Source organism: Agathobacter rectalis ATCC 33656, assembly GCF_000020605.1.
In the GTDB taxonomy this organism is placed as follows: domain Bacteria; phylum Bacillota; class Clostridia; order Lachnospirales; family Lachnospiraceae; genus Roseburia; species Roseburia rectalis.
Map to the genome: position 1 here is coordinate 3,273,783 of NC_012781.1, position 18,694 is coordinate 3,292,476.

An 18,694-nucleotide genomic window follows, 5' to 3' on the forward strand; every position below is an offset into this window, starting at 1 on the left:
AGACAATCGGAACTGATGAAATGCTTCTTGCGTGTAAGTATATCATAACTCCGGTTGTCGTTCTATACCGAATCGGAATCCTCATACAAAACTTCTGATAAAAGATTTTCAAGCCTTTGTTCTGCCATTTCCGGTTTCTTGGAATAGAGCCTTACAATATCTGCCATATCATTAAAGGCATTAACGGTATGGGTGATCTCCCGGAGAAACATAATCTCGTTATATTCATCATTCGATTCAAATCCCATTGCCTTTGCAATATCCGCTTCATTCGTGTTGCCCTTGTAATTCTTGCAGGCAAACTGGAATGATTCCAGAAACAGGTTATATTGCTTTAACATCAACAGCAGTAAATCTTTGGAAAAAGCATCTTCCTTTTTACTAAGGTCGAGAGGTAACTGTTTGAGAATATCGCCCATTGCATCACGAATCTGTAATTCTTTCTTATCCGTAATATCGGTTTCGTATTCATCGGTTTCCCCCTTGAGCCATTCAATAGATACATGAAGTGCTTCCGAAAGACCTTCCAGCACCATCTTTTTGGTATTGTCAATCGAACCATTCTCATAACGCAGGATTGTGGAAGCGGTAACTCCCATCTTCTCTGCAACATAAGGCTGTGTCAGATTTAATTCCAGACGACGCTGTTTTGCCCTGCTACCTATCAGCTTGCGTAGTTCTTTATCTTTCATGCTGATTGCCTCCTTTTTCGGTATGTATGAATTATAGCATGTACCTTACATAATTGCAATATGCAATTTAATGATTATTTTTAAAATTTCATAACGCTTGACAAAACAATATAAAACCGCTATACTAACAGCACAACAAAAATTGCATAATGCAATTTAACGGGAGGTGACAAGATGACGGAAAGAAAGATTGCATTATCCATCGAGGAAGCAGCCGACTATACAGGAATTGGAAGAAACACTTTGAGAAAGCTGGTTGAATGGAAGAAGCTTCCGGTATTAAAAGTCGGAAGAAAAGTCCTTATTAAAACTGACATTCTGGAAAAGTTCATGGAAGCCAACGAGGGGCGAGATCTGAGGGATAAAGGAAATGTAAAAGCTGTCACAAGAAATGTGGCAACTTAAAAAGGCGGCTTCCTACGAAACCGCCAAAGGTTCTATCAGACCGAAGCCATGATATACCTACACGCAAGAGGATTATACCATGTGCTTCTCCTGATATGCAACCGGGAACTGTTGTTTATCGGAAAAAGAAAGGATGAAGACGATATGGCGAAATCAACAAAGACTTATGAAGAAAGAATACGTGCATTAGAGAAAAAGGAACAGGAAAGCATTGAAGCTACAAAAAAGCTCATAGCACAGCGGAAGGAACTGGAAAAGAGAAAGAAAGCGGAAGAAAGTAAAAAACGAACCCACAGGCTCTGTCAGATTGGAGGAGCGGTGGAATCGGTTCTTGGCTGTCCGATTGAGGAGGAAGATTTACCAAAGTTGATAGGCTTCTTAAAAAGGCAGGAAACAAACGGGAAGTTTTTCTCAAAAGCGATGCAGAAAGAATTAGTTACAGACATGGAGGAAGTGTAATGGCGGAGGGAGTGGGTTTTCCATTCCCTTCATTGCCTTTGAATGAAGGGCGCACTTATGGACAACCAGAGGTCGTCCTTATAAGTTTGCCACAAGTGGCAACCGGTCTGCGCTTACGCTTGCCGGGCTCGTTCCGTCGGCGGGGCTTTCAGCCAGACCTGCTCATGCCGCAGGGGGCACTCTTGCGCAGAGGGCGTTCCGACAGCTTCACTCCTGCAAAACCAGAAGAAGATGCTGTCGGAAATCAATGCCGGATACGGCAGAAAGGGGGAATCGTATCATGGCGATATTTCACTTTACAGTAAAGATTGTCGGGCGCAGTAAAGGAAAATCTGTCATATCCGCATCGGCATATCTTAATGGAGATGTGATGAAGAATGAGGAAACAGGCAGAATCAGTTACTATACTTCCAAAAAGGAAATCGTCTACACCAGTCTGATGATGTGCGAAAATGCACCTCCTGAATGGCTGCATGTACCGGAAGAAAATATAAAAAGGTTTCAACAGTCTATCCGTTATAAAAGAGCGGATGATAAAGATGCCGCACTGGAAAAGTTTAAAATCACATTTCAGAAACAGCGGCTATGGAATGAGGTCTTGAAGATAGAAAAAAATTCAGATGCACAGCTTGGACGCTCATTTGAATTTTCCCTGCCGAAAGAATGGAGCAGACAGGAACAGATTGATTATACAACGGAATATATTCAAAAGACTTTCGTGGACGAGGGAATGTGTGCCGACTGGAGCATACACGATAAGGGCGACGGGAACCCACATGTGCATTTACTTGTAACCATGCGACCATTCAATCCAGATCACTCATGGGGCAACAAAGAAGTCAAGGACTGGGATTTTGTCAGAGATACTGACGGAAATATCGTGGTTGATGAATCCCACCCGGACTGGTGGCAGGATAAGAAAAATCCTGACCGGCATGGAATCCGTATTCCGGTACTTGATGAAAACGGAGTACAGAAAGTCGGGGCAAGAAACAGAAAACAATGGAAACGTGTTCTGACCGATGCTACCGGCTGGAGTAATCCAAAGAATTGTGAGTTATGGCGAAGCGAATGGGCTAAGACGTGTAACCGACATTTATCCATAGACAATCATATTGACCACCGCTCTTATGAAAGACAGGGTAAATTAAAAGTTCCTACTATCCATGAGGGTGCAGATGCAAGAAAGATTGAGGAAAAATATCTCACCGGACAGATAAGGAAAGGTTCATGGAAGGTTGAGGAAAACCAGATGATTAAAAAACAAAATGCACTATTGCAAAAGGTAATTGAAACCTTTGGTAAGGTATCCGGTGCATTGTCGATGTGGAGGGAGTGGTTGAATGACATTAGAAGAAAGCAAAGAAGTAATTCCCATGATGGAAGCAATGATTACACAGATAGAGGAACAGCAGAATATCATGGCAGAGATGCTTCAGGAGATACAGGAAAAGGACGAGAAGCTGATGTGTTTTCAGGAGCAGGAAGAACGATTGCAGCAATTAGAGAGCGAATTATCAGAGCTGCTACAAATCTTACCGAATACAGAAGAACTGTTGATGCTTCTGGAAGAAAAGACAGACCAGATACAGAAACTCACAGACGAAAATCAGCAATGGCAGGAATTGGCACAGAAATTAAACAGCGAGAACCGGCTATTGCAGAAACAGAACAGCGAATTGTTGAACTTGAACAGCAATTAGAGAAAGGAAGGTTGATTGATGAACGAATTAAGAAACTCAAAGAGCGACGATCAACTGGAAGAACTGCTAATGCTGACGGAGCAGATGCAGGAAGAACTCGACCAGAAAGACCAGACTATCGAGAAACTGAAAGTGCAGCTCGACGAATCGCTGACCTTGAACGAGAGGTTAAACAGCGAGAACAGAGTCGGGAACATTCAAGCCTTAAAGAACGACTTGAGGAAAACAAAAGAATTGTTGCAGAGCGAGAAAGAGAAAACGCACGCTGCCGAAATCATGACAGAGGAATGTCAAGATAAGCTAAGGCAGGCAGAACAGGAACGGGACTATGCACTCTCTCATCAGAAAAAAGTAGAGATACCGGTTGAAAAGCCGGTACTCTATCAAAAGTGTGGGAACTGTAACCTGACAGCTTATCTGAAAGCCAAGGAAAAGTATGATACGCAGAGAGAAAAACTGGCAGGCAGATATAAAACAAAAACAGCCATGTATGAAGCATTGATGTTTCTGCTGATATGGTATTCCGTATCAACTACTCTTTTTCAGATGATACGGTCAAAAATATTTATTTCTGATTGCGTGGTATTCTTTGATACAATCGCCACTTTTATACAGACCATTGCAGGGTGGATTATACTGACAGGAAAGAACATGGCACAGATTAGTAATGGAATATCCAATCCTGTCGTTGCCGGAATTGTATATTGGCTGATAAGAATACTGATCTGCGGTGGATGTTTGGTGGGTGCTGGAATACTTGTAGCATTTATAGAGATAAAGATTGCAGAGTTATATAAGAAGTGCTGTTGGGATATGATTACCATAATGGTAATACTTATAAGCATGGCAACAGCTATCTACTTTGGGAAGTGGATAAAGACAACATTGCCAATCAATCTGCTATTTCTCTTATTATTCGTGCAACTGGTATATGTTGGAATCAGGTGGTATGTAAAGGGATGGCGAGAAACAAGGGGATATCATTAAAACAAAAATACCGATATTTTATTGGTACTATATGCCTTTACTTTCGTGCTAATATATATTATCATATTAGCACGAAAGGAGAAAGCATATGACTCAGTTTGAAAAATTAGATTTGTTGTTGCGTGAATGTGGAGGGACAATTCAGACATTTCAAGTTCTAAATAATGGAATTAGTAAGTCTGTGTTTTATGCATATGTGAAGGAACGAGGATTAGAACAAGCTGCTCATGGTGTGTATGTATCGCCGGATACGTGGACAGATGCAATGTACCTTTTGCATTTACGTTGTGGTCAAGCTGTATTTTCTCATGAAACTGCATTGTTTTTTCATGATTTAACGGACAGAGAGCCTTTGAAATACACCATAACAGTAAGAACTGGATATAATCCAAGTCGTTTGCAGGAAGACGGTTTTCAAGTGTACACAGTAAAAAAGGATTTACATGAAATAGGAATCATAGCTATGCAGACATCATTCGGACATTCCGTTCCCGTTTATGACATGGAGAGAACAATTTGTGATCTGCTTCGTAGCAGAAAAAATGTTGAAATGCAGGTCTTTCAAGACGCATTGAAACAATATGCAAAACGTAAGGATAAAAACTTACGGATGCTTATGAAATACGCAGCTATGTTTCATGTTGAAAACATACTTAGACCCTATTTGGAGGTGTTACTTTAGATGATAACAACGGCAAGACAATTAAAGGATTTAATTCGTAATATGTCAAAGAAAAAATCCGCAGATGCACAGATTTTGATGCGGAATTATATGATGGAACGTTTTTTAGAACGAATTTCTTTATCAGAGTATAAAAACCAGTTTATATTAAAAGGTGGAATGCTTGTGGCGGCAATGGTTGGTCTGGATGCCAGAGCTACTATGGATCTGGATGCTACCATAAAAGGCACTAATGTTAGTGTGGAGGATGTAGAAATGATTATATCCCAAATTATATCAATTCCACTGGACGATGGTGTTTCATTTCGGGTCAAACGGATATCGGAAATCATGGAAGAAGCAGATTATCCGGGTGTTCGTGTAAGCATGGAAACGAAATTTGATGGTGTAATCACACCATTAAAGATTGATATTTCTACAGGGGATGTAATTACACCAAGAGAAATCAAGTACAAATTTAATCTTATGCTTGAAGACCGCACTATTGAGGTATGGGCATATAATCTGGAAACGGTATTGGCTGAAAAATTGGAAACTGTTGTTAGTCGAAACGTTACAAATACACGAATGAGAGATTTTTATGATATTTATATTTTACAAAAGTTGTATGGAGAACAACTCCAAAAACAAGTTTTATGGACTGCACTTGTGGCTACAGCCAAAAAAAGGGGAACATTAGACCTGATAGAAGCTGAGGATATAAGAGAAATATTTGATGAAATTGAATCAAGTCCGGTTATGGAGACCTTATGGAAAACATATCAAAAAAATTATTCTTATGCTGCTGATATTTCATGGCATGCAATTGTGAAGTCAATCTGTGCATTATATGGAAGTATATTGGAGAATATGTATAACACATAAAAAACTGATATGTAAATTACGTTAGCATTTTGAGTTGCCTAAATTCGAAAGTTAGGAAAATCTTAATAATTTCTCAGGCAATCCATTGTGAATTTAGATGTTGTATTTGCTATACTTAATTGGAAATATGAGCAAAGGAGTTGAAAATATGTCTGAAAAGATATTGATTATAGATGACGAGCAAGATATAGCGGATCTGTTGGAGGTCTACTTGAAAAACGAAAATTACGTCGTTTATAAATTTTACTGTGCAACGGATGCCATGTCGTGTATTGAAAGCGGCGACATTGATCTTGCCATTCTGGATATTATGCTCCCGGATATGAACGGCTTTTCACTTTGCCAGCTTATCCGAAAGAAATACACTTATCCAATCATAATGCTAACGGCTAAAATTGAGGAAACGGATAAAATAACGGGGCTGACATTGGGAGCGGACGATTATGTGACAAAACCCTTTCGCCCACTTGAAGTAGTTGCCAGAGTGAAAGCGCAGTTAAGACGTTACAAGAAATATTCACCCGGTATCATCACAGAGAAAATTCCATCGGAACTTTCCTATAACAAATTGTGCTTGAATGTGCAGACCCATGAATGTCTGTTAGACGGGGAACTTGTTTCTCTAACCCCGACAGAATTTTCTATTCTCCACGTCCTTTTGTCAAGTGCTGGAAATGTTGTAAGCATTGAGGAACTGTTTCATGCGGTTTGGAAAGATGAATACTACTCTAAAAACAGCAGCACAATTACTGTGCATATCCGGCATCTGCGCGAGAAACTGAACGATACTTCCGATACTCCGCAGTATATTAAAACGATTTGGGGTGTCGGCTACAAAATTTAAGCGAAAGGAGAACGCTATGAAGAGAAAATCAAATTGTTTGGTAACTATTTTATTCTTAATTTATCTGGCACTTCTGGTTTGGATCATACTGTTCAAACTACAGTTTTCAATCAGTGATCTGGATAAAGTAAGGAGTATAAACCTTATTCCTTTTCACTATGACAAGGAAATTGGAGCAGCATTTCACTTAACAGAGGTACTCGAAAATTTCTTGATTTTTGTTCCTATGGGCATTTATCTTCAAATGCTTCTGCCAAGAACAAAATTATATGTGAAGTTCATGCTGATTGCTGGAACAAGTTTTTTATTGGAAACTATGCAGTATATCTTAGCAGTCGGACGTTCTGATATTACTGATGTACTCACAAATACGGCAGGTGGTCTTTTGGGGCTTGCTGTATATTCGATGGCAGCCCGGTTAATCGGAAATAGAATAAAAGCAAACAGACTGTTTTCCATTCTGGCAGGCATAGTAAGTGTTGTCGTGATTGGCCTACTTGGCTGTCTTCTGTTTGCTAATCGGTAGGAGGTGTATTCTCATGTCGAAGAAAGAAATGACAACAGAAAAGCGCCTTAAAGTGCGCTTATACCTATCATTGCTGGTTTATACCGTTGTTGGATATGGTTTGACCCTTATCTTGGACTACATCTTTTCAAAATTTGACAACGGTATTTTTGCATGGCTCTACTGGCGGCTCGATCTGCTTTTTATTTTGTATCTGATGATCGGCTTTGTATGTATTTTCAATTACTATTGGAAAAAGCCGTGGGGCTATCTGGATGAAGTAATTGATGCAACCCAAACGGTCTATGAGCAGAACAATCATACCGTATCATTGTCTGACCCACTGAAAGAATTGGAGGCACAACTCAATCAAATCAAAATGTCTGTTCTGTTGAGCAAACGGGCTGCAAAGCAGGCAGAAGAAAAGAAAAATGAAATTATTATGTATCTGGCACATGATATACGCACCCCTCTCACAACGGTAATCGGCTATTTGAGCCTGCTCCATGAAGCCCCTGACATGCCTGAACAGCAAAAGGAAAAGTATGTAAAAGTTGCGTTGAATAAGGCAGAACGCCTTGAAAAGCTCATCAATGAACTTTTTGAAATTACCAAGTACAATGCACATACGGTCATTATCAAAAAAGAAAATATAGATTTACATTGTTTGATTGCGCAGGTAATAGATGAAATATACCCGACACTCTCTGCAAATGGCAACACGGCGGTATTTACTGCGGAGGACAACTTATCTGTGAACGCTGATCCCGAAAAGCTGGCGAGAGTTTTCAGTAACCTTTTACGAAATGCAGCGTCATATAGCTACCCGCAGACAGAGATTACTATATCCGCCAAACGGTTAGAGCATGATATACAGATCACTTTTGAAAATCGTGGAAAAACAATTCCACAGGAACAGCTTAACAGTATATTTGAAAAATTCAATCGCTTGGATGATGCTCGGCTTTCTAATACAGGTGGTGCGGGGCTTGGCCTTTCTATTGCGGAAGAAATTATACATTTACATGGTGGAAAGATTACTGCATCCAGTCAAAATGAAACCATAGACTTTGTGATTACATTACCCCTTTCCGCTTAGGAAAATAAGAATGTGATCTTAGGAATTACTTAGGAATTTAAGCGTGTGATTTTTGAGATTGAAAAGCCTTTGTTCGGTACAATGATATCGAACAAGGGCTTTTTATTGTTCAGCTGAAGCAAAAGAAAGGAGTGTAAGCATGGAACTGAAAATAGAGCATTTAAGCAAGCAGTTCAAAGACAAAACAGCAGTAAATGATGTCAATCTGACGTTGACTCCCGGCATTTGGGGACTTTTGGGGGCGAATGGTGCAGGGAAAACCACACTCATGCGCATGATTGCTGATATTATGACACCAACCAACGGAGCGGTTTACTATGACGGAAAAGACATTCGAGAGTTAGGTGAAGTCTACCGAAGCAAGTTTGGCTTTCTACCGCAGGATTTTGGGTATCACCAGGATTTTACGGTCAAAGATTATTTGGAGTATATGGCTGCGCTGAAAGATATTCCTACAAGGGCAACTACCAAAAAGATCAATTATTTGTTGGACATTCTTTCGCTCTCCGATGTGAAAAAGAAAAAAATCTCCAATCTGTCAGGCGGCATGAAGCGTCGTGTTGGTATTGCGCAGGCTATGTTGAACGACCCGGAGATACTTGTCATGGACGAACCGACAGCAGGACTTGATCCCGGAGAGCGCGTGCGTCTGCGGAATTTCATTTCCGAATTTTCGCATGATCGAATCGTGTTGATTTCCACCCATATCGTATCTGACATAGAATATATTTCTACGCGCAACGCAATTATGAAAGCCGGAGAAATTGTTGATGTCGGAACTACCGCAGAACTTGTCAAGCGGATTGAGGGCAAGGTTTGGAATTGCATAATTCCGACCTCAAAGCTGCCGGAATGTGAAATGCGGCTGCGCATTATCAATCAGCGAGGCGAAGATCACAATCAGGTTTCTATTCGTTATCTGTCCGAACATTCGGAAATTGATGGGTCTGTTACAACGGAGCCACGATTGGAAGATCTGTATCTGTGGTTGTTCCCGCAGACAGACTTGGAAAAGGAGGACAGATAATATGCGGCTCTTTAGACTTGAACTAAAACGTATTTTGAAGTCACGGCGTACCATGATTTTACTTGCAATCGCACTTTTGCTTTCCGTAGCCATGGCATACCTGCCTATTTCATTTGAGGGTATTAACCGTCCAAACGAAGATGGCACGGTTACAGAATTAGATGGCTTGGCAGCTATCAAGTACAAACAAGATTTATATAAAACATCCGCTGGTGAAGTGACCCCGGATAGGATCAAATCGGCTTTGGAAACTTATCAAAGCTGCGTTCGAGAATATGGGCCGGTCGAGGAAGATGGCTTTCCTCTGACGGTATATATTGAAAAAATCGTCCCGTTCCGTCACTTGCTGATGGGTCTGTCCGAAGCGTTTGCTGATCCATTAACAGGCATTGGTGCTGATTTAATGGATATTGACCCGAATGACATTGACGGAGCCTATTACGAAAAGTGCGCAGAACATTTACAGGATGTCATGCGGAATGAGCAAAGAGAAAACGAAACCGCACAGCAGAAAGCTCTTGAAAAATATTCAGAACTTGATACGCCATTTTATCTTCATTCTGGAATTTCAAAAGATGCATTTGATTATATTGAGTTTTATATTTTGTTCCTTGCTATTTTGTGTGTGGCAATCGCAGCATCTACTTTCGCCGGAGAATATCAAACGGGCGGTGACAGCATCCTGCGAACCACCAAATACGGGCATAAACAATTAGCAATTACCAAAATTCTGGCGGCATTTACACTTTTCGTTGTTACTTTCCTTGTCGGGATCACGGTACACATTCTGATTTTAGATGCAGCGTTCGGGACGGATTGCTTAAAAACATCGTTTCAGATGCGATACTCTATCATTAATCTGCCAAACATCAATCTGGGGCAGTTGCAGATAATTCTCGCAGCAGCGGGCTTACTTTCTGTATTAGCAACGGTTAGCTGTACGTTGTTCCTGTCTGCAAAATGTAAAGACACATTGACAGTTTTGCTGATCTCTATTGTAGTTCTTCTCATGCCGCTTTTTGCTTATGTAGCGATGGGAGCAACATGGCTCTCTACCATACTTCCATCTGCCGGAATTGGTATGCAGAACAATTTCCTTTCTCAGCTTGCAGATTTCAATTATCTGAATATCGGTGGAATGAGTTTCTGGACACCGCATGTTATTTTGATTTCGGCAGGAATTGAATTATTTGTGTTTACATTCTTGGCGATTCATTCCTATTGCAGACATCAGGTAGCATAAAAGAAGTTCAAAATAGAACGAATAGGTTATCTGCAGCGCGACGGCAAAAGAAAAAAAGCCGTCGCAGAGCAGACACATTTTCACGCGCCTATGAAACGGCGGCTTTGATTTTCAGAGCCGCCGTTTCTTTGCATTTGCACAAACCTATGATGAATTTTCCGGAAATATTGTGGTTAATAGCGATTTAAACTGTTGTATTTGTTTAAAAATTAAAAAATATCTAATGAGTCTTCCGCATCTATCCACATCTGCAAATTTCCATCAAGATATAATTTTGCATATTCAAGAGGTTCATCAATGGCGAGTGCGTTTAATGCACAGTCTGATCCTGGTGTGGTTTTTAAGTTCTTTTCAGCTTCCCAACAGTCAATGCGGAGCATATAGCCAACAGAGGTGTAAACATCAATACTGTTGCGCTTGGGATTGTATTCTGCAAATATTGTTCTCATCGTATCAAATCTCCTTATCGTTAAATCAATCATTTGTTGCAAAAATCAGAAGCATTTCAATCAGTTCACAATGTCACTTTTATTTTGTGTTATACTGTTTTATATAATTTTCTTGCCCTTGTTTTTGCCCTTATCAGAGTTCGTAAACACTGGTGGGACGATATAACGCAAGGGAAACAATAAGGGAAAGCTCACCTGCGATAAACTTTGTGTTTTCAAGGGATTGAGAGATATTTGATAATAAAATATAACAGTTATTAAATCCCTTGGAATATATGAAATCTCAATTCCAGTTTGTATGTCTCTATTATACCATAATGACACTATTATAAAAAAGGAAAAAAGAGCTCACGGTTTATAAATTTTATAAGCTATCCCTTCATCGACTTCGCCAGACTCGTCAGCAGAGCTGCCATCTCCGGATTTCCAAGCACTTTCATAAGCATATCCGCATCTACCCCCTCCGGAACACTTATCATATTATTGTTATTATTATTCTGTATACCTGATGCCCCATGAATATCAGGATTTAAGTTTTCCTTGTTATAAAAAGCATTTTCCATAAGCTGGGCATTCTTTTTGCGGTCCTCGTCCAGAATATGTCCATATACCTCTGTTACCATGTCTGCCTGCGCATGACCAGAATCGCCCTGGACCGCCTTTATATCACCGCCACTCAGTTTCAGCTTGTATGTCACCGATGTATGACGCAGGCTGTGAAATACCACATCCGGCAATCCTTCCTTTTTAATAATCTGCTTCATCTTGGTACAACATGGCTTGCGCCAATTGGCATACCAAAAGTCGTGGCAAGCACCAGGTTATAATCCTTATATTCATTTCCAAGGATTTCCTTTGTATGATCCTGCTCTGCTTTCAGCTCCTTCAGACATTTTCCCACATGACTTTGAATATACACTTTTCTGTTACTTGTTTCTGTTTTCTGAGTCTTCATCACGACAACTGTGGTGTTATTCCTTTTCTGCGTAGGAAAAATCGTAATAATATCTTTCCTGTCCATGAAATCCAATGCCTCAACACTTACACGCTCAATAATCTTGTTGATGACAATATAACAACTGTTTGTCTCTATTGCCTGCATTAGCATCTCTGCTGTCCATATTTCACGTTTTTTCTTATTACGTTTCGGAAGAGTTGCATCTATCGCCGGATTTTTTTCCATGATTCCCCATTTTACAGCTTGACGAAAACAGCTTCTGAGAATCTTATGTATTTCAAAGATTGTGTTTGGAGAAACATTTCCCTTGCTTTTTTTGTTGTTTGCGCCATCAACCGCTGGCATATTGCTCAAGGTTCTATAAAATTTCTCCACAAAATGATTATTCACGGAACTTACGTCTGTTTTTCCGATAACCGGTAAAATGTAATTATTAATGAGTCCCATGTTAGCGCTGTATGTTGTAACCGCCCAAAAGCAGCTTGCCATGGACACCGGATATGATCCGCGCACTATCCGCCGCGTTGAGCTGGGCGAATGCTGTCCGTCCGCAGAATTCATGTTTGAGATGTCCGACTATTTTGGAGTCCCGATTGAAGAAATATTTGCACTTGATAAATCTACAGAATCAGTACAGAGAGGAAAATAAGGATGAGCGATGCAGAGGTCAAAGATTTAAACCAGATAAGTAAGAAGGATATCTACCACACTCCATCCGGCAAATATATCCAGTTCATCCATGATCATTCGGAAAAAACATTTGATGCGTGGGAACTCCTACCGGACGGAAGTCATTGGCTGCTCGAGAGCCAGAGCACTACTATTGAGACATTTGATGAATTTAAAGAAAAAATTTTAGGTAAAAACTAACATTAATCGTTATTCTTTGCTTATTCTAAATAAACGTTTTTGCATTCCCACAATCAATATAAGATGGGGACACGGTAGACACAACGTAATCTGTTCGTACAATACACTTTAATGACCAAAATATGCCTCGTGGCGCTGCCGTACAAACAAAGAAACAGAGCAAATCGTTTTTTTCGATTTGCTCTGTTTCTTTAACTATCTCTGATTTTTTTGCATTTCTTCCATTTTCTCACAAAATTCATCCTGAGATATTTGATCCATCACATATTGTTGAAATAATATGCCGGTCTTAGAGATATCCTTCATTGGATTTGAAGAAAACGGACGTTCCTTCAATTCAACATGATTCACATAATCCTGAAAGACCTGAAATCCTGGGATATCCAATTTTTCTTCACGAATCACATCAAGTCTGGCCGGAAGACGTTTCATGCATTCTGCATAAGCAATATTTCCTTCTCTGCTTGCGGCATATTTCAGGAATTTTATTGCCGCTTTCTCATGCTCAGATGCCTTGTTTAACACATACTGCCATGTAGCGATGTTGGTAGCATTCTTTCGAAATCCCGGTAATGGTGCCACCTGGATTTTTTCCATTCTGTAAGCTCCGGCACATTCAAAAGTGTTTATGGCTCCGCTATACATAAAAATACTGCCGTATTTTCCATCCAAAAATTTCTGTTCAATTTGTTCATACCGGTCTGTGATCTGTGAAATCGGAACTTCTCCGTTTGCTGTCAGATCGTGAAGAAAGCTGAGTGCTTCTCTCGTGTTTTTATTCTCCCAGTCGTAATAGTCTCCTCCGAAGAGATTTACAAATTCCGAAAGTTCATTGTACACATAAGACTGATCCCATGCTCCTCCATATCCGTAGACATCGTTGCCCAGGTTTTCTTTCAAAAAGGCAGCAAAATCTTCCTGCGTCCGGATCTCCCGGTCTCCTGTGACTTCCCGGTTTACCCAGAATACCATAATATCCATAAGGTAGGGGACAGAATAAACTTTACCATCTTTCATCGGTACATTCTGCATATAACTTTCCGGATAACTGGATAACAGTTCTTTCGTCATCACCGTATCGTTCAATGGTTTCAGATAATCTTTGTATTTAAATTCACTGATCATCTCATCATTGACAGAGAAGATATCGATTGAAGAATCTCCGGCTTCCAGAATCGTGGAGATTTTAGCCTGCCGCACATCTGCATCTGCAGGGCAGGCTATCGTCTCTATCTCAAGATTCAGTTCTTTTTCTGCATTTTCTATAAATTTTCTGAATCCGGGAGATTCTGCATCTACGTGCATGATGGTTAATTTTTCTTTCTGCAAATCCGTATCCTCTGTATGGACTCCATCCTGTCGATCCCTGCATCCGGACATCAGCAACAAAAATCCAATAAAAGCACCTAATACATACTTCTTCAAGTTCTGCTCCTATCTAGGCCAGCGTTCTTCTTTTCCAGGAAGTTCCGGGAAGCTGTTATGTGGTTCTGCCTGATACCAGTATGCCACACTTGCCACATCATCCTGTCTCTCAAATAATCCTCTGTAGCCCACACCGATCTGCTGGATCGTCACTTTCAGATCCTCGTCAAAACAGATCGGATCCTGAATATGCCAGCGATAAAAACCTCTCATCGGCATAACATCGTCATTGTGATAGAAATTGTGAATCAACTCATCGTGAGAAGAATAATATGGATATCCCAGATAAGGTGTACAATAATTCTGTTCCACGGTCTTACCATCTACCTGCTTAGCAAAGCTCCATGAACCACCGAAATAATCTTCTGTTCCTGTTCCGCAGATGGTAGGATATTCTTCATCTCCGTCGATATAGAACTTAACCTCACCTTCACCCCACCAGTAACGCTCCAGAGTTGTCAGTGCCATATAAGTACCTACATAGTGACCTTTTCCTTTGACATTATCAAGGATTACATAATCTTTCTGCAACTGAGTGATCTTTTCTCTTCTCCACTGTGCATGGAAGTAAGCGATATCCTCCGGCAGTCCCTCATCATACAGGCAATAATCCACCTGGTAGAAGAATGCTGGAATTGAATTGACATGCTGGTTTTCCAGAGTGATTCTTGCTTTTTTTCTGAAAGGCATCTGGAAATAACAGTTCAATCCTCTGCTTGGCACTACTGCGATCGGCATAGAATTTATATTGCATTCTCTACCAAACCCACAGCAGAAAAAGTCTCCCAGCGGACTTTCTACAGACGGTTCGTCTTCATCATCCCAGTACATACGAAGAACCAGATCTCTCAGTACAAAGCAATCTGCGTCTGTGGTTTTCGCATCCACTGTGATCCAGATATGATTGATTGCGCCAGGTCCCTCGATTTCTGCCAGTGTCACTGTCTGACCACTTGCGATGTCATTAAGACACGGGCTTCCCTTTCTGGATGGTCCAAGATCACTGGCTGCCATACCTCCCTTTCCTTTTTCTCCTCTTGGATTTTCTGCATTGATTGCACGGCTTTTTCTATGTTTTGCTAATGCTAGATTACTTAAAGTTCCACCAAATTCGTTATACATTGTTACATCCTCCTTCTGGTTGGCAAATTATATCAGGTTTTGTATTACTGTTCACTTCATTCACAAGAACTCGTTTCACAGGTTAATACTCCTATGAACAATTACCAATTAAGCTTTTACTCCTCCTGCCATTATACCATCCATAATCTGTTTTTCAAAGACTGCTACGAAAATAATAATCGGTAACAGGATGATCCAACCCATGGCACTTACCAGATCCCACGGAACACCATACATGTTATCTCTCAGTGGCAGCTGTACAATTGCAACAGACAGCACCTGGATATTATTTGAGTAATACAATGGAGTAAAGAAGTTATTCAAACAGGTGATAAAGTTAATGATACAAACTGTAGCGATTGCAGGTTTCATCAGCGGTAAGACCACTTTGAATAATCTCTGGACAAAATTCGCTCCGTCGATGGTTGCTGCTTCTTCCAGGGAAATCGGAATCTCTGATGCAAAGTTCTTTAAGATCAATACAGTAAATGGAATGACTGCACTGATATAAAGAATGATCAGACCCGGATAAGTGTCATACAGTCCTACTGCTCTCATGAAATCATACAACGGTCTTGCTGTTACAACTTCCGGAATCAACATTGTTGCAATAATGAACGCGAAGGCAATGCTGATCCCCTTTGTTCTGAATCTTGAAAATCCATATGCCGCCATGGCACAAATAACAGTACTTACCACAATTGTGACACCTACGATCAGAACTGTGTTTCCGATTTTTTCCAAAAGTCCCACGTTCTCTATCAGGAATTTGTAGCTTTCCAGTGTCGGGTGATCCGGAATATAGTCGATTGGCATCTTGAACAATTCACCTGGCGGTGTGATCGATGATACGAAAATCCACAGAACCGGAAATAAGATCAAAAAGGAAACGATTGCAAATAACAGCCATTTGCCTACTGCAGTAATGGCTTTATATACTTTATATTTATTAGTATCCTGCATGTCAATACCTCCTAATCTGCCAGTTTACTCATGAATTTGATGTTGATAAAGCTAAAGACCGCCATTACAATGAACAACATAACTGCCAGTGTAGATGCATACCCCACATTTAGATTGGTAAATGCTTCTGTGGTAATTCTATATGCGATCAGGGATGTATCCTCACCAGGACCACCGGAAGTCATAGCATATACCAAGTCGAAAGTTGTCAGTCTCCAAAGTGTAAACGGAATACATAAAGTGATAATATTTTTCAGGATCAACGGTAATGTGATACGGAAAAAGCTCTGCACTCCGTTTGCCCCATCCACCTTTGCAGCTTCGTAGATATCACCGGAAATAAACTGAAGTCCTGACAATACCAGGATTGCAAAGAACGGAAGGTCTTTCCACAGGTCCATGGCGATAACCGCTGCTCTGGCGGAACCGGTGTTGATCATCCAGTCATACTGAAAATTTGGTACAAACCGTCTTATAAAATCGTTCACCAGACCGTAATCGTTGTTGAATCCCCATTTTGCTGCCATACCGATAACAACAGCCGGCATAGCCCACGGGATCAGTACGATGGTTCTTAAGAATCTTCTGCCCTTAAATTTCATATTCAGGATCAAAGCCAGGATCACACCTAAAACCACATGGAATACCATGGAAACAACCACAAATTCCACGGTAAAGGATATGGATGTCTGCACTTTGGGATCTTTAAACACATTAACGTAGTTTGCCAGTCCGACAAATTTGTTGACTCCTGATAAAACCTTTACGTCAAATAAACTATTTTTCAAAGTTACTATAATCGGATATAAAGTAGTAAAACCACGGATAATCACAACCGGAAGAATTAAAATCCATGGAATCCATTTCATCGATTTTTTACTGATTGTCACTCTTTTCTCCTCCTGTCATCTTAGGAAAACGCACCATAAATTGCTATGATGCGTTCCCTTTTACCAAGCAGATTTTTTCAATCCGCATTCATTGCCTATTGCCAACTGTTTTGTTATTCATCAGTTATTTCTATCATTGTTCAGCTATATTACTTGCTGTATTTTTCAACCAGGCCCTGAGCTTTCTCACAGAACTCATCTACAGAGATCTCATCTTTCATACATGACTGGAAAATAGTTCCCATATCTGTGATAAATTCCATTGTCTGAGGAAGCATCGGACGTCCGTTAACGTTGCACTCAGAAGCATAGCGGGAATACATTTCTTTTGCAGGATCTGTATCCGGAACAACTTTTTCTGCTATATCTGCTCTTGCAGGATATCTCTCGAATGCTTTGTAGGATGCTTCCATTCCGCCTTCTTCTGTCATGTACTTAAGGAATTTGATGGCTGCTTCTTTGTGCTTGGAAGCGGAATTCAGAACATAATTCCAGGAATCTGTAAAGATTGCTCTCTCTCCTTTACCGCTGAAGTCAGGAACCATAGCCATATGGATCTTGTCATCTCCCAGCATACCGGCTTTCTTGTAATCAGTTCCAAGTCCCCACATGAAAAAGCTTCCATATTTTCCATCATTGATCTTCGGGTTCATCTGCTCATATTTGTCTGCGATCTGATCGATCGGTGTCTGGTTATTATCCACCATATCTTTCATGAACTGAATGGCTTCTTTGTTTTCAGCCTTTGTCCAGTCAAAATAATCTCCACCGAACATATTTACAAACTGTGCAATCTCATTGTATGCATAGGTTTTTTCCCAGGATCCGCCGTATCCATATCTTCCGTCACCAGAAGCTGCTTTCATATATTTCATGAAGTCTTCTTTTGTATCGATCTCTGTAATTCCGACTTCATCCATGATTTTCTGATTTACCCAGAAAGCCAGGTATCCGGTATATCCCGGAACACCGACAATGTTACCGTCTTTATCTGTGATCATATTCTTCAGATAACCCTGTGCAAACTGACTACGGACATCTTCTGTCATAACTGTGTCGTTCAGGCCTTCCAGCCAGCCTGAGTTTTTGAATGACGCACTCATCTCATCATTGATTTCGATAATATCAATAGAAGCATCTCCTGTAGATAAGACTGTCGTAACTTTCTGCTGACGAGTATCGGAATCTGTCGGAGCTGCGATTACATTGATGTTCAGTCCTGTGGCATCCTCTACATTTTTCAGCCATTCATCAAAGTCAGGATCTGTTGTCATGACGCTGTACAAAGTCAGATCATAATCTTTGGATTTTTCTGTACTTTCTCCTTTGGAGCTGCCGCATCCTGCCAACATTCCTACTGTCATAACGCCTGCCAGTAACACGCTCACTAATTTCTTTTTCATTTAATTACCTCCTGTTTGTTTGTAGCCTTACGCCTATTTCTTTGATGAGTTAAGGATATCAAAAAGTCTGTTTTCTCAAAATACAATATTTTTCGATTCGTTTA

Annotated in this window: 23 protein-coding genes; 14 read left to right on the forward strand and 9 right to left on the reverse strand. The window is 40.4% G+C overall.

Annotated features, from left to right (window positions below; translation table 11 throughout):
• Positions 1-62: 62 nt before the first annotated feature.
• Positions 63-692, reverse strand: a complete 630-nt coding sequence (locus tag EUBREC_RS15580) for a helix-turn-helix domain-containing protein (RefSeq protein ID WP_012744229.1) — start codon at positions 690-692, stop codon at positions 63-65.
• A 174-nt stretch (positions 693-866) separates the two neighbouring features.
• Between EUBREC_RS15580 and EUBREC_RS15585 the strand changes: the two genes are divergently transcribed.
• The 12 genes from EUBREC_RS15585 (at position 867) to EUBREC_RS15640 (ending at position 10,510) form a co-directional block, all read left to right on the forward strand.
• Positions 867-1,097, forward strand: a complete 231-nt coding sequence (locus EUBREC_RS15585; RefSeq protein ID WP_003505382.1) for a helix-turn-helix domain-containing protein — start codon at positions 867-869, stop codon at positions 1,095-1,097.
• A 144-nt stretch (positions 1,098-1,241) separates the two neighbouring features.
• Positions 1,242-1,556 (forward strand): hypothetical protein, encoded by a 315-nt coding sequence (locus EUBREC_RS15590; RefSeq protein WP_041254741.1) that lies wholly within the window; start codon positions 1,242-1,244, stop codon positions 1,554-1,556.
• Complete coding sequence (locus EUBREC_RS15595; protein WP_012744231.1) at positions 1,556-1,861, forward strand: hypothetical protein; 306 nt, start codon at positions 1,556-1,558, stop codon at positions 1,859-1,861. Before EUBREC_RS15590 ends, EUBREC_RS15595 begins: the two co-directional genes overlap by 1 nt.
• Entirely contained in the window at positions 1,837-3,558 is a 1,722-nt protein-coding gene (locus EUBREC_RS15600; protein WP_012744232.1) for a MobA/MobL family protein, read from the forward strand. The genes EUBREC_RS15595 and EUBREC_RS15600 overlap by 25 nt, the downstream gene beginning before the upstream one ends.
• Positions 3,536-4,246: a DUF6040 family protein gene (locus EUBREC_RS15605; protein ID WP_003505369.1), complete on the forward strand. Its 711-nt coding sequence runs from the start codon at positions 3,536-3,538 to the stop codon at positions 4,244-4,246. Before EUBREC_RS15600 ends, EUBREC_RS15605 begins: the two co-directional genes overlap by 23 nt.
• Positions 4,247-4,334: 88 nt before the next feature.
• Positions 4,335-4,928, forward strand: a complete 594-nt coding sequence (locus EUBREC_RS15610) for a type IV toxin-antitoxin system AbiEi family antitoxin domain-containing protein (RefSeq protein WP_003505367.1) — start codon at positions 4,335-4,337, stop codon at positions 4,926-4,928.
• The gene (locus EUBREC_RS15615; RefSeq protein ID WP_012744233.1) at positions 4,929-5,792 is read left to right on the forward strand and encodes a nucleotidyl transferase AbiEii/AbiGii toxin family protein; all 864 of its coding nucleotides are present in this window, start codon (positions 4,929-4,931) and stop codon (positions 5,790-5,792) included. It begins immediately after the preceding gene.
• A 148-nt stretch (positions 5,793-5,940) separates the two neighbouring features.
• Positions 5,941-6,636, forward strand: a complete 696-nt coding sequence (locus EUBREC_RS15620) for a response regulator transcription factor (RefSeq protein WP_172622362.1) — start codon at positions 5,941-5,943, stop codon at positions 6,634-6,636.
• Between the two features lie 16 nt (positions 6,637-6,652).
• Positions 6,653-7,162 carry a VanZ family protein gene (locus EUBREC_RS15625; RefSeq protein ID WP_049757247.1) on the forward strand — a complete coding sequence of 170 codons (510 nt, stop codon included), beginning with the start codon at positions 6,653-6,655 and terminating at the stop codon, positions 7,160-7,162.
• Between the two features lie 13 nt (positions 7,163-7,175).
• The gene (locus tag EUBREC_RS15630; protein WP_012744236.1) at positions 7,176-8,240 is read left to right on the forward strand and encodes a sensor histidine kinase; all 1,065 of its coding nucleotides are present in this window, start codon (positions 7,176-7,178) and stop codon (positions 8,238-8,240) included.
• A 139-nt stretch (positions 8,241-8,379) separates the two neighbouring features.
• The gene (locus EUBREC_RS15635; RefSeq protein WP_012744237.1) at positions 8,380-9,267 is read left to right on the forward strand and encodes an ABC transporter ATP-binding protein; all 888 of its coding nucleotides are present in this window, start codon (positions 8,380-8,382) and stop codon (positions 9,265-9,267) included.
• Between the two features lies 1 nt (position 9,268).
• Positions 9,269-10,510 (forward strand): ABC transporter permease subunit, encoded by a 1,242-nt coding sequence (locus tag EUBREC_RS15640; protein WP_041254324.1) that lies wholly within the window; start codon positions 9,269-9,271, stop codon positions 10,508-10,510.
• Between the two features lie 209 nt (positions 10,511-10,719).
• Here EUBREC_RS15640 and EUBREC_RS15645 read toward each other — a convergent pair whose 3' ends face one another.
• The 3 genes from EUBREC_RS15645 to EUBREC_RS18110 form a co-directional block, all read right to left on the reverse strand.
• Complete coding sequence (locus EUBREC_RS15645; protein WP_041254325.1) at positions 10,720-10,959, reverse strand: DUF6061 family protein; 240 nt, start codon at positions 10,957-10,959, stop codon at positions 10,720-10,722.
• A gap of 371 nt (positions 10,960-11,330) precedes the next feature.
• The gene (locus tag EUBREC_RS18105; RefSeq protein ID WP_012744242.1) at positions 11,331-11,723 is read right to left on the reverse strand and encodes a site-specific integrase; all 393 of its coding nucleotides are present in this window, start codon (positions 11,721-11,723) and stop codon (positions 11,331-11,333) included.
• Positions 11,720-12,262 (reverse strand): hypothetical protein, encoded by a 543-nt coding sequence (locus EUBREC_RS18110; RefSeq protein ID WP_306719355.1) that lies wholly within the window; start codon positions 12,260-12,262, stop codon positions 11,720-11,722. The genes EUBREC_RS18105 and EUBREC_RS18110 overlap by 4 nt, the downstream gene beginning before the upstream one ends.
• 100 nt (positions 12,263-12,362) lie before the next feature.
• Here EUBREC_RS18110 and EUBREC_RS15655 point away from each other — a divergent pair, with 100 nt between their 5' ends.
• The gene (locus EUBREC_RS15655; protein WP_012744244.1) at positions 12,363-12,566 is read left to right on the forward strand and encodes a helix-turn-helix transcriptional regulator; all 204 of its coding nucleotides are present in this window, start codon (positions 12,363-12,365) and stop codon (positions 12,564-12,566) included.
• A gap of 2 nt (positions 12,567-12,568) precedes the next feature.
• Entirely contained in the window at positions 12,569-12,787 is a 219-nt protein-coding gene (locus EUBREC_RS15660) for a hypothetical protein (RefSeq protein WP_012744245.1), read from the forward strand.
• A gap of 195 nt (positions 12,788-12,982) precedes the next feature.
• Here EUBREC_RS15660 and EUBREC_RS15665 read toward each other — a convergent pair whose 3' ends face one another.
• The 5 genes from EUBREC_RS15665 to EUBREC_RS15685 all read right to left on the reverse strand — a co-directional run bounded on the left by EUBREC_RS15665 (position 12,983) and on the right by EUBREC_RS15685 (position 18,590).
• Positions 12,983-14,212 (reverse strand): ABC transporter substrate-binding protein, encoded by a 1,230-nt coding sequence (locus tag EUBREC_RS15665; protein ID WP_012744246.1) that lies wholly within the window; start codon positions 14,210-14,212, stop codon positions 12,983-12,985.
• Between the two features lie 9 nt (positions 14,213-14,221).
• Positions 14,222-15,334, reverse strand: coding sequence for a glycoside hydrolase family 172 protein (locus EUBREC_RS15670; protein ID WP_012744247.1), 1,113 nt, complete (start codon positions 15,332-15,334; stop codon positions 14,222-14,224).
• A gap of 108 nt (positions 15,335-15,442) precedes the next feature.
• On the reverse strand, positions 15,443-16,297 hold the full coding sequence (locus tag EUBREC_RS15675; RefSeq protein ID WP_012744248.1) for a carbohydrate ABC transporter permease: 855 nt from the start codon (positions 16,295-16,297) through the stop codon (positions 15,443-15,445).
• 11 nt (positions 16,298-16,308) lie between these two features.
• A complete protein-coding gene (locus tag EUBREC_RS15680; RefSeq protein ID WP_012744249.1) occupies positions 16,309-17,166 on the reverse strand; it encodes a carbohydrate ABC transporter permease in 858 nt (285 codons plus the stop codon).
• A gap of 170 nt (positions 17,167-17,336) precedes the next feature.
• Positions 17,337-18,590 (reverse strand): ABC transporter substrate-binding protein, encoded by a 1,254-nt coding sequence (locus EUBREC_RS15685; RefSeq protein ID WP_012744250.1) that lies wholly within the window; start codon positions 18,588-18,590, stop codon positions 17,337-17,339.
• Between the last annotated feature and the right edge of the window lie 104 nt (positions 18,591-18,694).

Excerpts from the sequence above, each read along its gene's own strand:
- EUBREC_RS15640 (WP_041254324.1), top strand. The coding sequence starts at position 9,269 with ATGCGGCTCTTTAGACTTGAACTAAAACGTATTTTGAAGTCACGGCGT.
- EUBREC_RS15655 (WP_012744244.1), top strand. The coding sequence starts at position 12,363 with ATGTTAGCGCTGTATGTTGTAACCGCCCAAAAGCAGCTTGCCATGGAC.
- EUBREC_RS15680 (WP_012744249.1), bottom strand. The coding sequence starts at position 17,166 with ATGAAATGGATTCCATGGATTTTAATTCTTCCGGTTGTGATTATCCGT.
- EUBREC_RS15635 (WP_012744237.1), top strand. The coding sequence starts at position 8,380 with ATGGAACTGAAAATAGAGCATTTAAGCAAGCAGTTCAAAGACAAAACA.
- EUBREC_RS18110 (WP_306719355.1), bottom strand. The coding sequence starts at position 12,262 with ATGCCAGCGGTTGATGGCGCAAACAACAAAAAAAGCAAGGGAAATGTT.
- EUBREC_RS15630 (WP_012744236.1), top strand. The coding sequence starts at position 7,176 with ATGTCGAAGAAAGAAATGACAACAGAAAAGCGCCTTAAAGTGCGCTTA.
- EUBREC_RS15670 (WP_012744247.1), bottom strand. The coding sequence starts at position 15,334 with ATGTATAACGAATTTGGTGGAACTTTAAGTAATCTAGCATTAGCAAAA.
- EUBREC_RS15660 (WP_012744245.1), top strand. The coding sequence starts at position 12,569 with ATGAGCGATGCAGAGGTCAAAGATTTAAACCAGATAAGTAAGAAGGAT.
- EUBREC_RS15590 (WP_041254741.1), top strand. The coding sequence starts at position 1,242 with ATGGCGAAATCAACAAAGACTTATGAAGAAAGAATACGTGCATTAGAG.
- EUBREC_RS15620 (WP_172622362.1), top strand. The coding sequence starts at position 5,941 with ATGTCTGAAAAGATATTGATTATAGATGACGAGCAAGATATAGCGGAT.
- EUBREC_RS15585 (WP_003505382.1), top strand. The coding sequence starts at position 867 with ATGACGGAAAGAAAGATTGCATTATCCATCGAGGAAGCAGCCGACTAT.
- EUBREC_RS15625 (WP_049757247.1), top strand. The coding sequence starts at position 6,653 with ATGAAGAGAAAATCAAATTGTTTGGTAACTATTTTATTCTTAATTTAT.
- EUBREC_RS18105 (WP_012744242.1), bottom strand. The coding sequence starts at position 11,723 with ATGAAGCAGATTATTAAAAAGGAAGGATTGCCGGATGTGGTATTTCAC.
- EUBREC_RS15685 (WP_012744250.1), bottom strand. The coding sequence starts at position 18,590 with ATGAAAAAGAAATTAGTGAGCGTGTTACTGGCAGGCGTTATGACAGTA.
- EUBREC_RS15605 (WP_003505369.1), top strand. The coding sequence starts at position 3,536 with ATGACAGAGGAATGTCAAGATAAGCTAAGGCAGGCAGAACAGGAACGG.
- EUBREC_RS15610 (WP_003505367.1), top strand. The coding sequence starts at position 4,335 with ATGACTCAGTTTGAAAAATTAGATTTGTTGTTGCGTGAATGTGGAGGG.
- EUBREC_RS15580 (WP_012744229.1), bottom strand. The coding sequence starts at position 692 with ATGAAAGATAAAGAACTACGCAAGCTGATAGGTAGCAGGGCAAAACAG.
- EUBREC_RS15595 (WP_012744231.1), top strand. The coding sequence starts at position 1,556 with ATGGCGGAGGGAGTGGGTTTTCCATTCCCTTCATTGCCTTTGAATGAA.
- EUBREC_RS15645 (WP_041254325.1), bottom strand. The coding sequence starts at position 10,959 with ATGAGAACAATATTTGCAGAATACAATCCCAAGCGCAACAGTATTGAT.
- EUBREC_RS15675 (WP_012744248.1), bottom strand. The coding sequence starts at position 16,297 with ATGCAGGATACTAATAAATATAAAGTATATAAAGCCATTACTGCAGTA.
- EUBREC_RS15615 (WP_012744233.1), top strand. The coding sequence starts at position 4,929 with ATGATAACAACGGCAAGACAATTAAAGGATTTAATTCGTAATATGTCA.
- EUBREC_RS15600 (WP_012744232.1), top strand. The coding sequence starts at position 1,837 with ATGGCGATATTTCACTTTACAGTAAAGATTGTCGGGCGCAGTAAAGGA.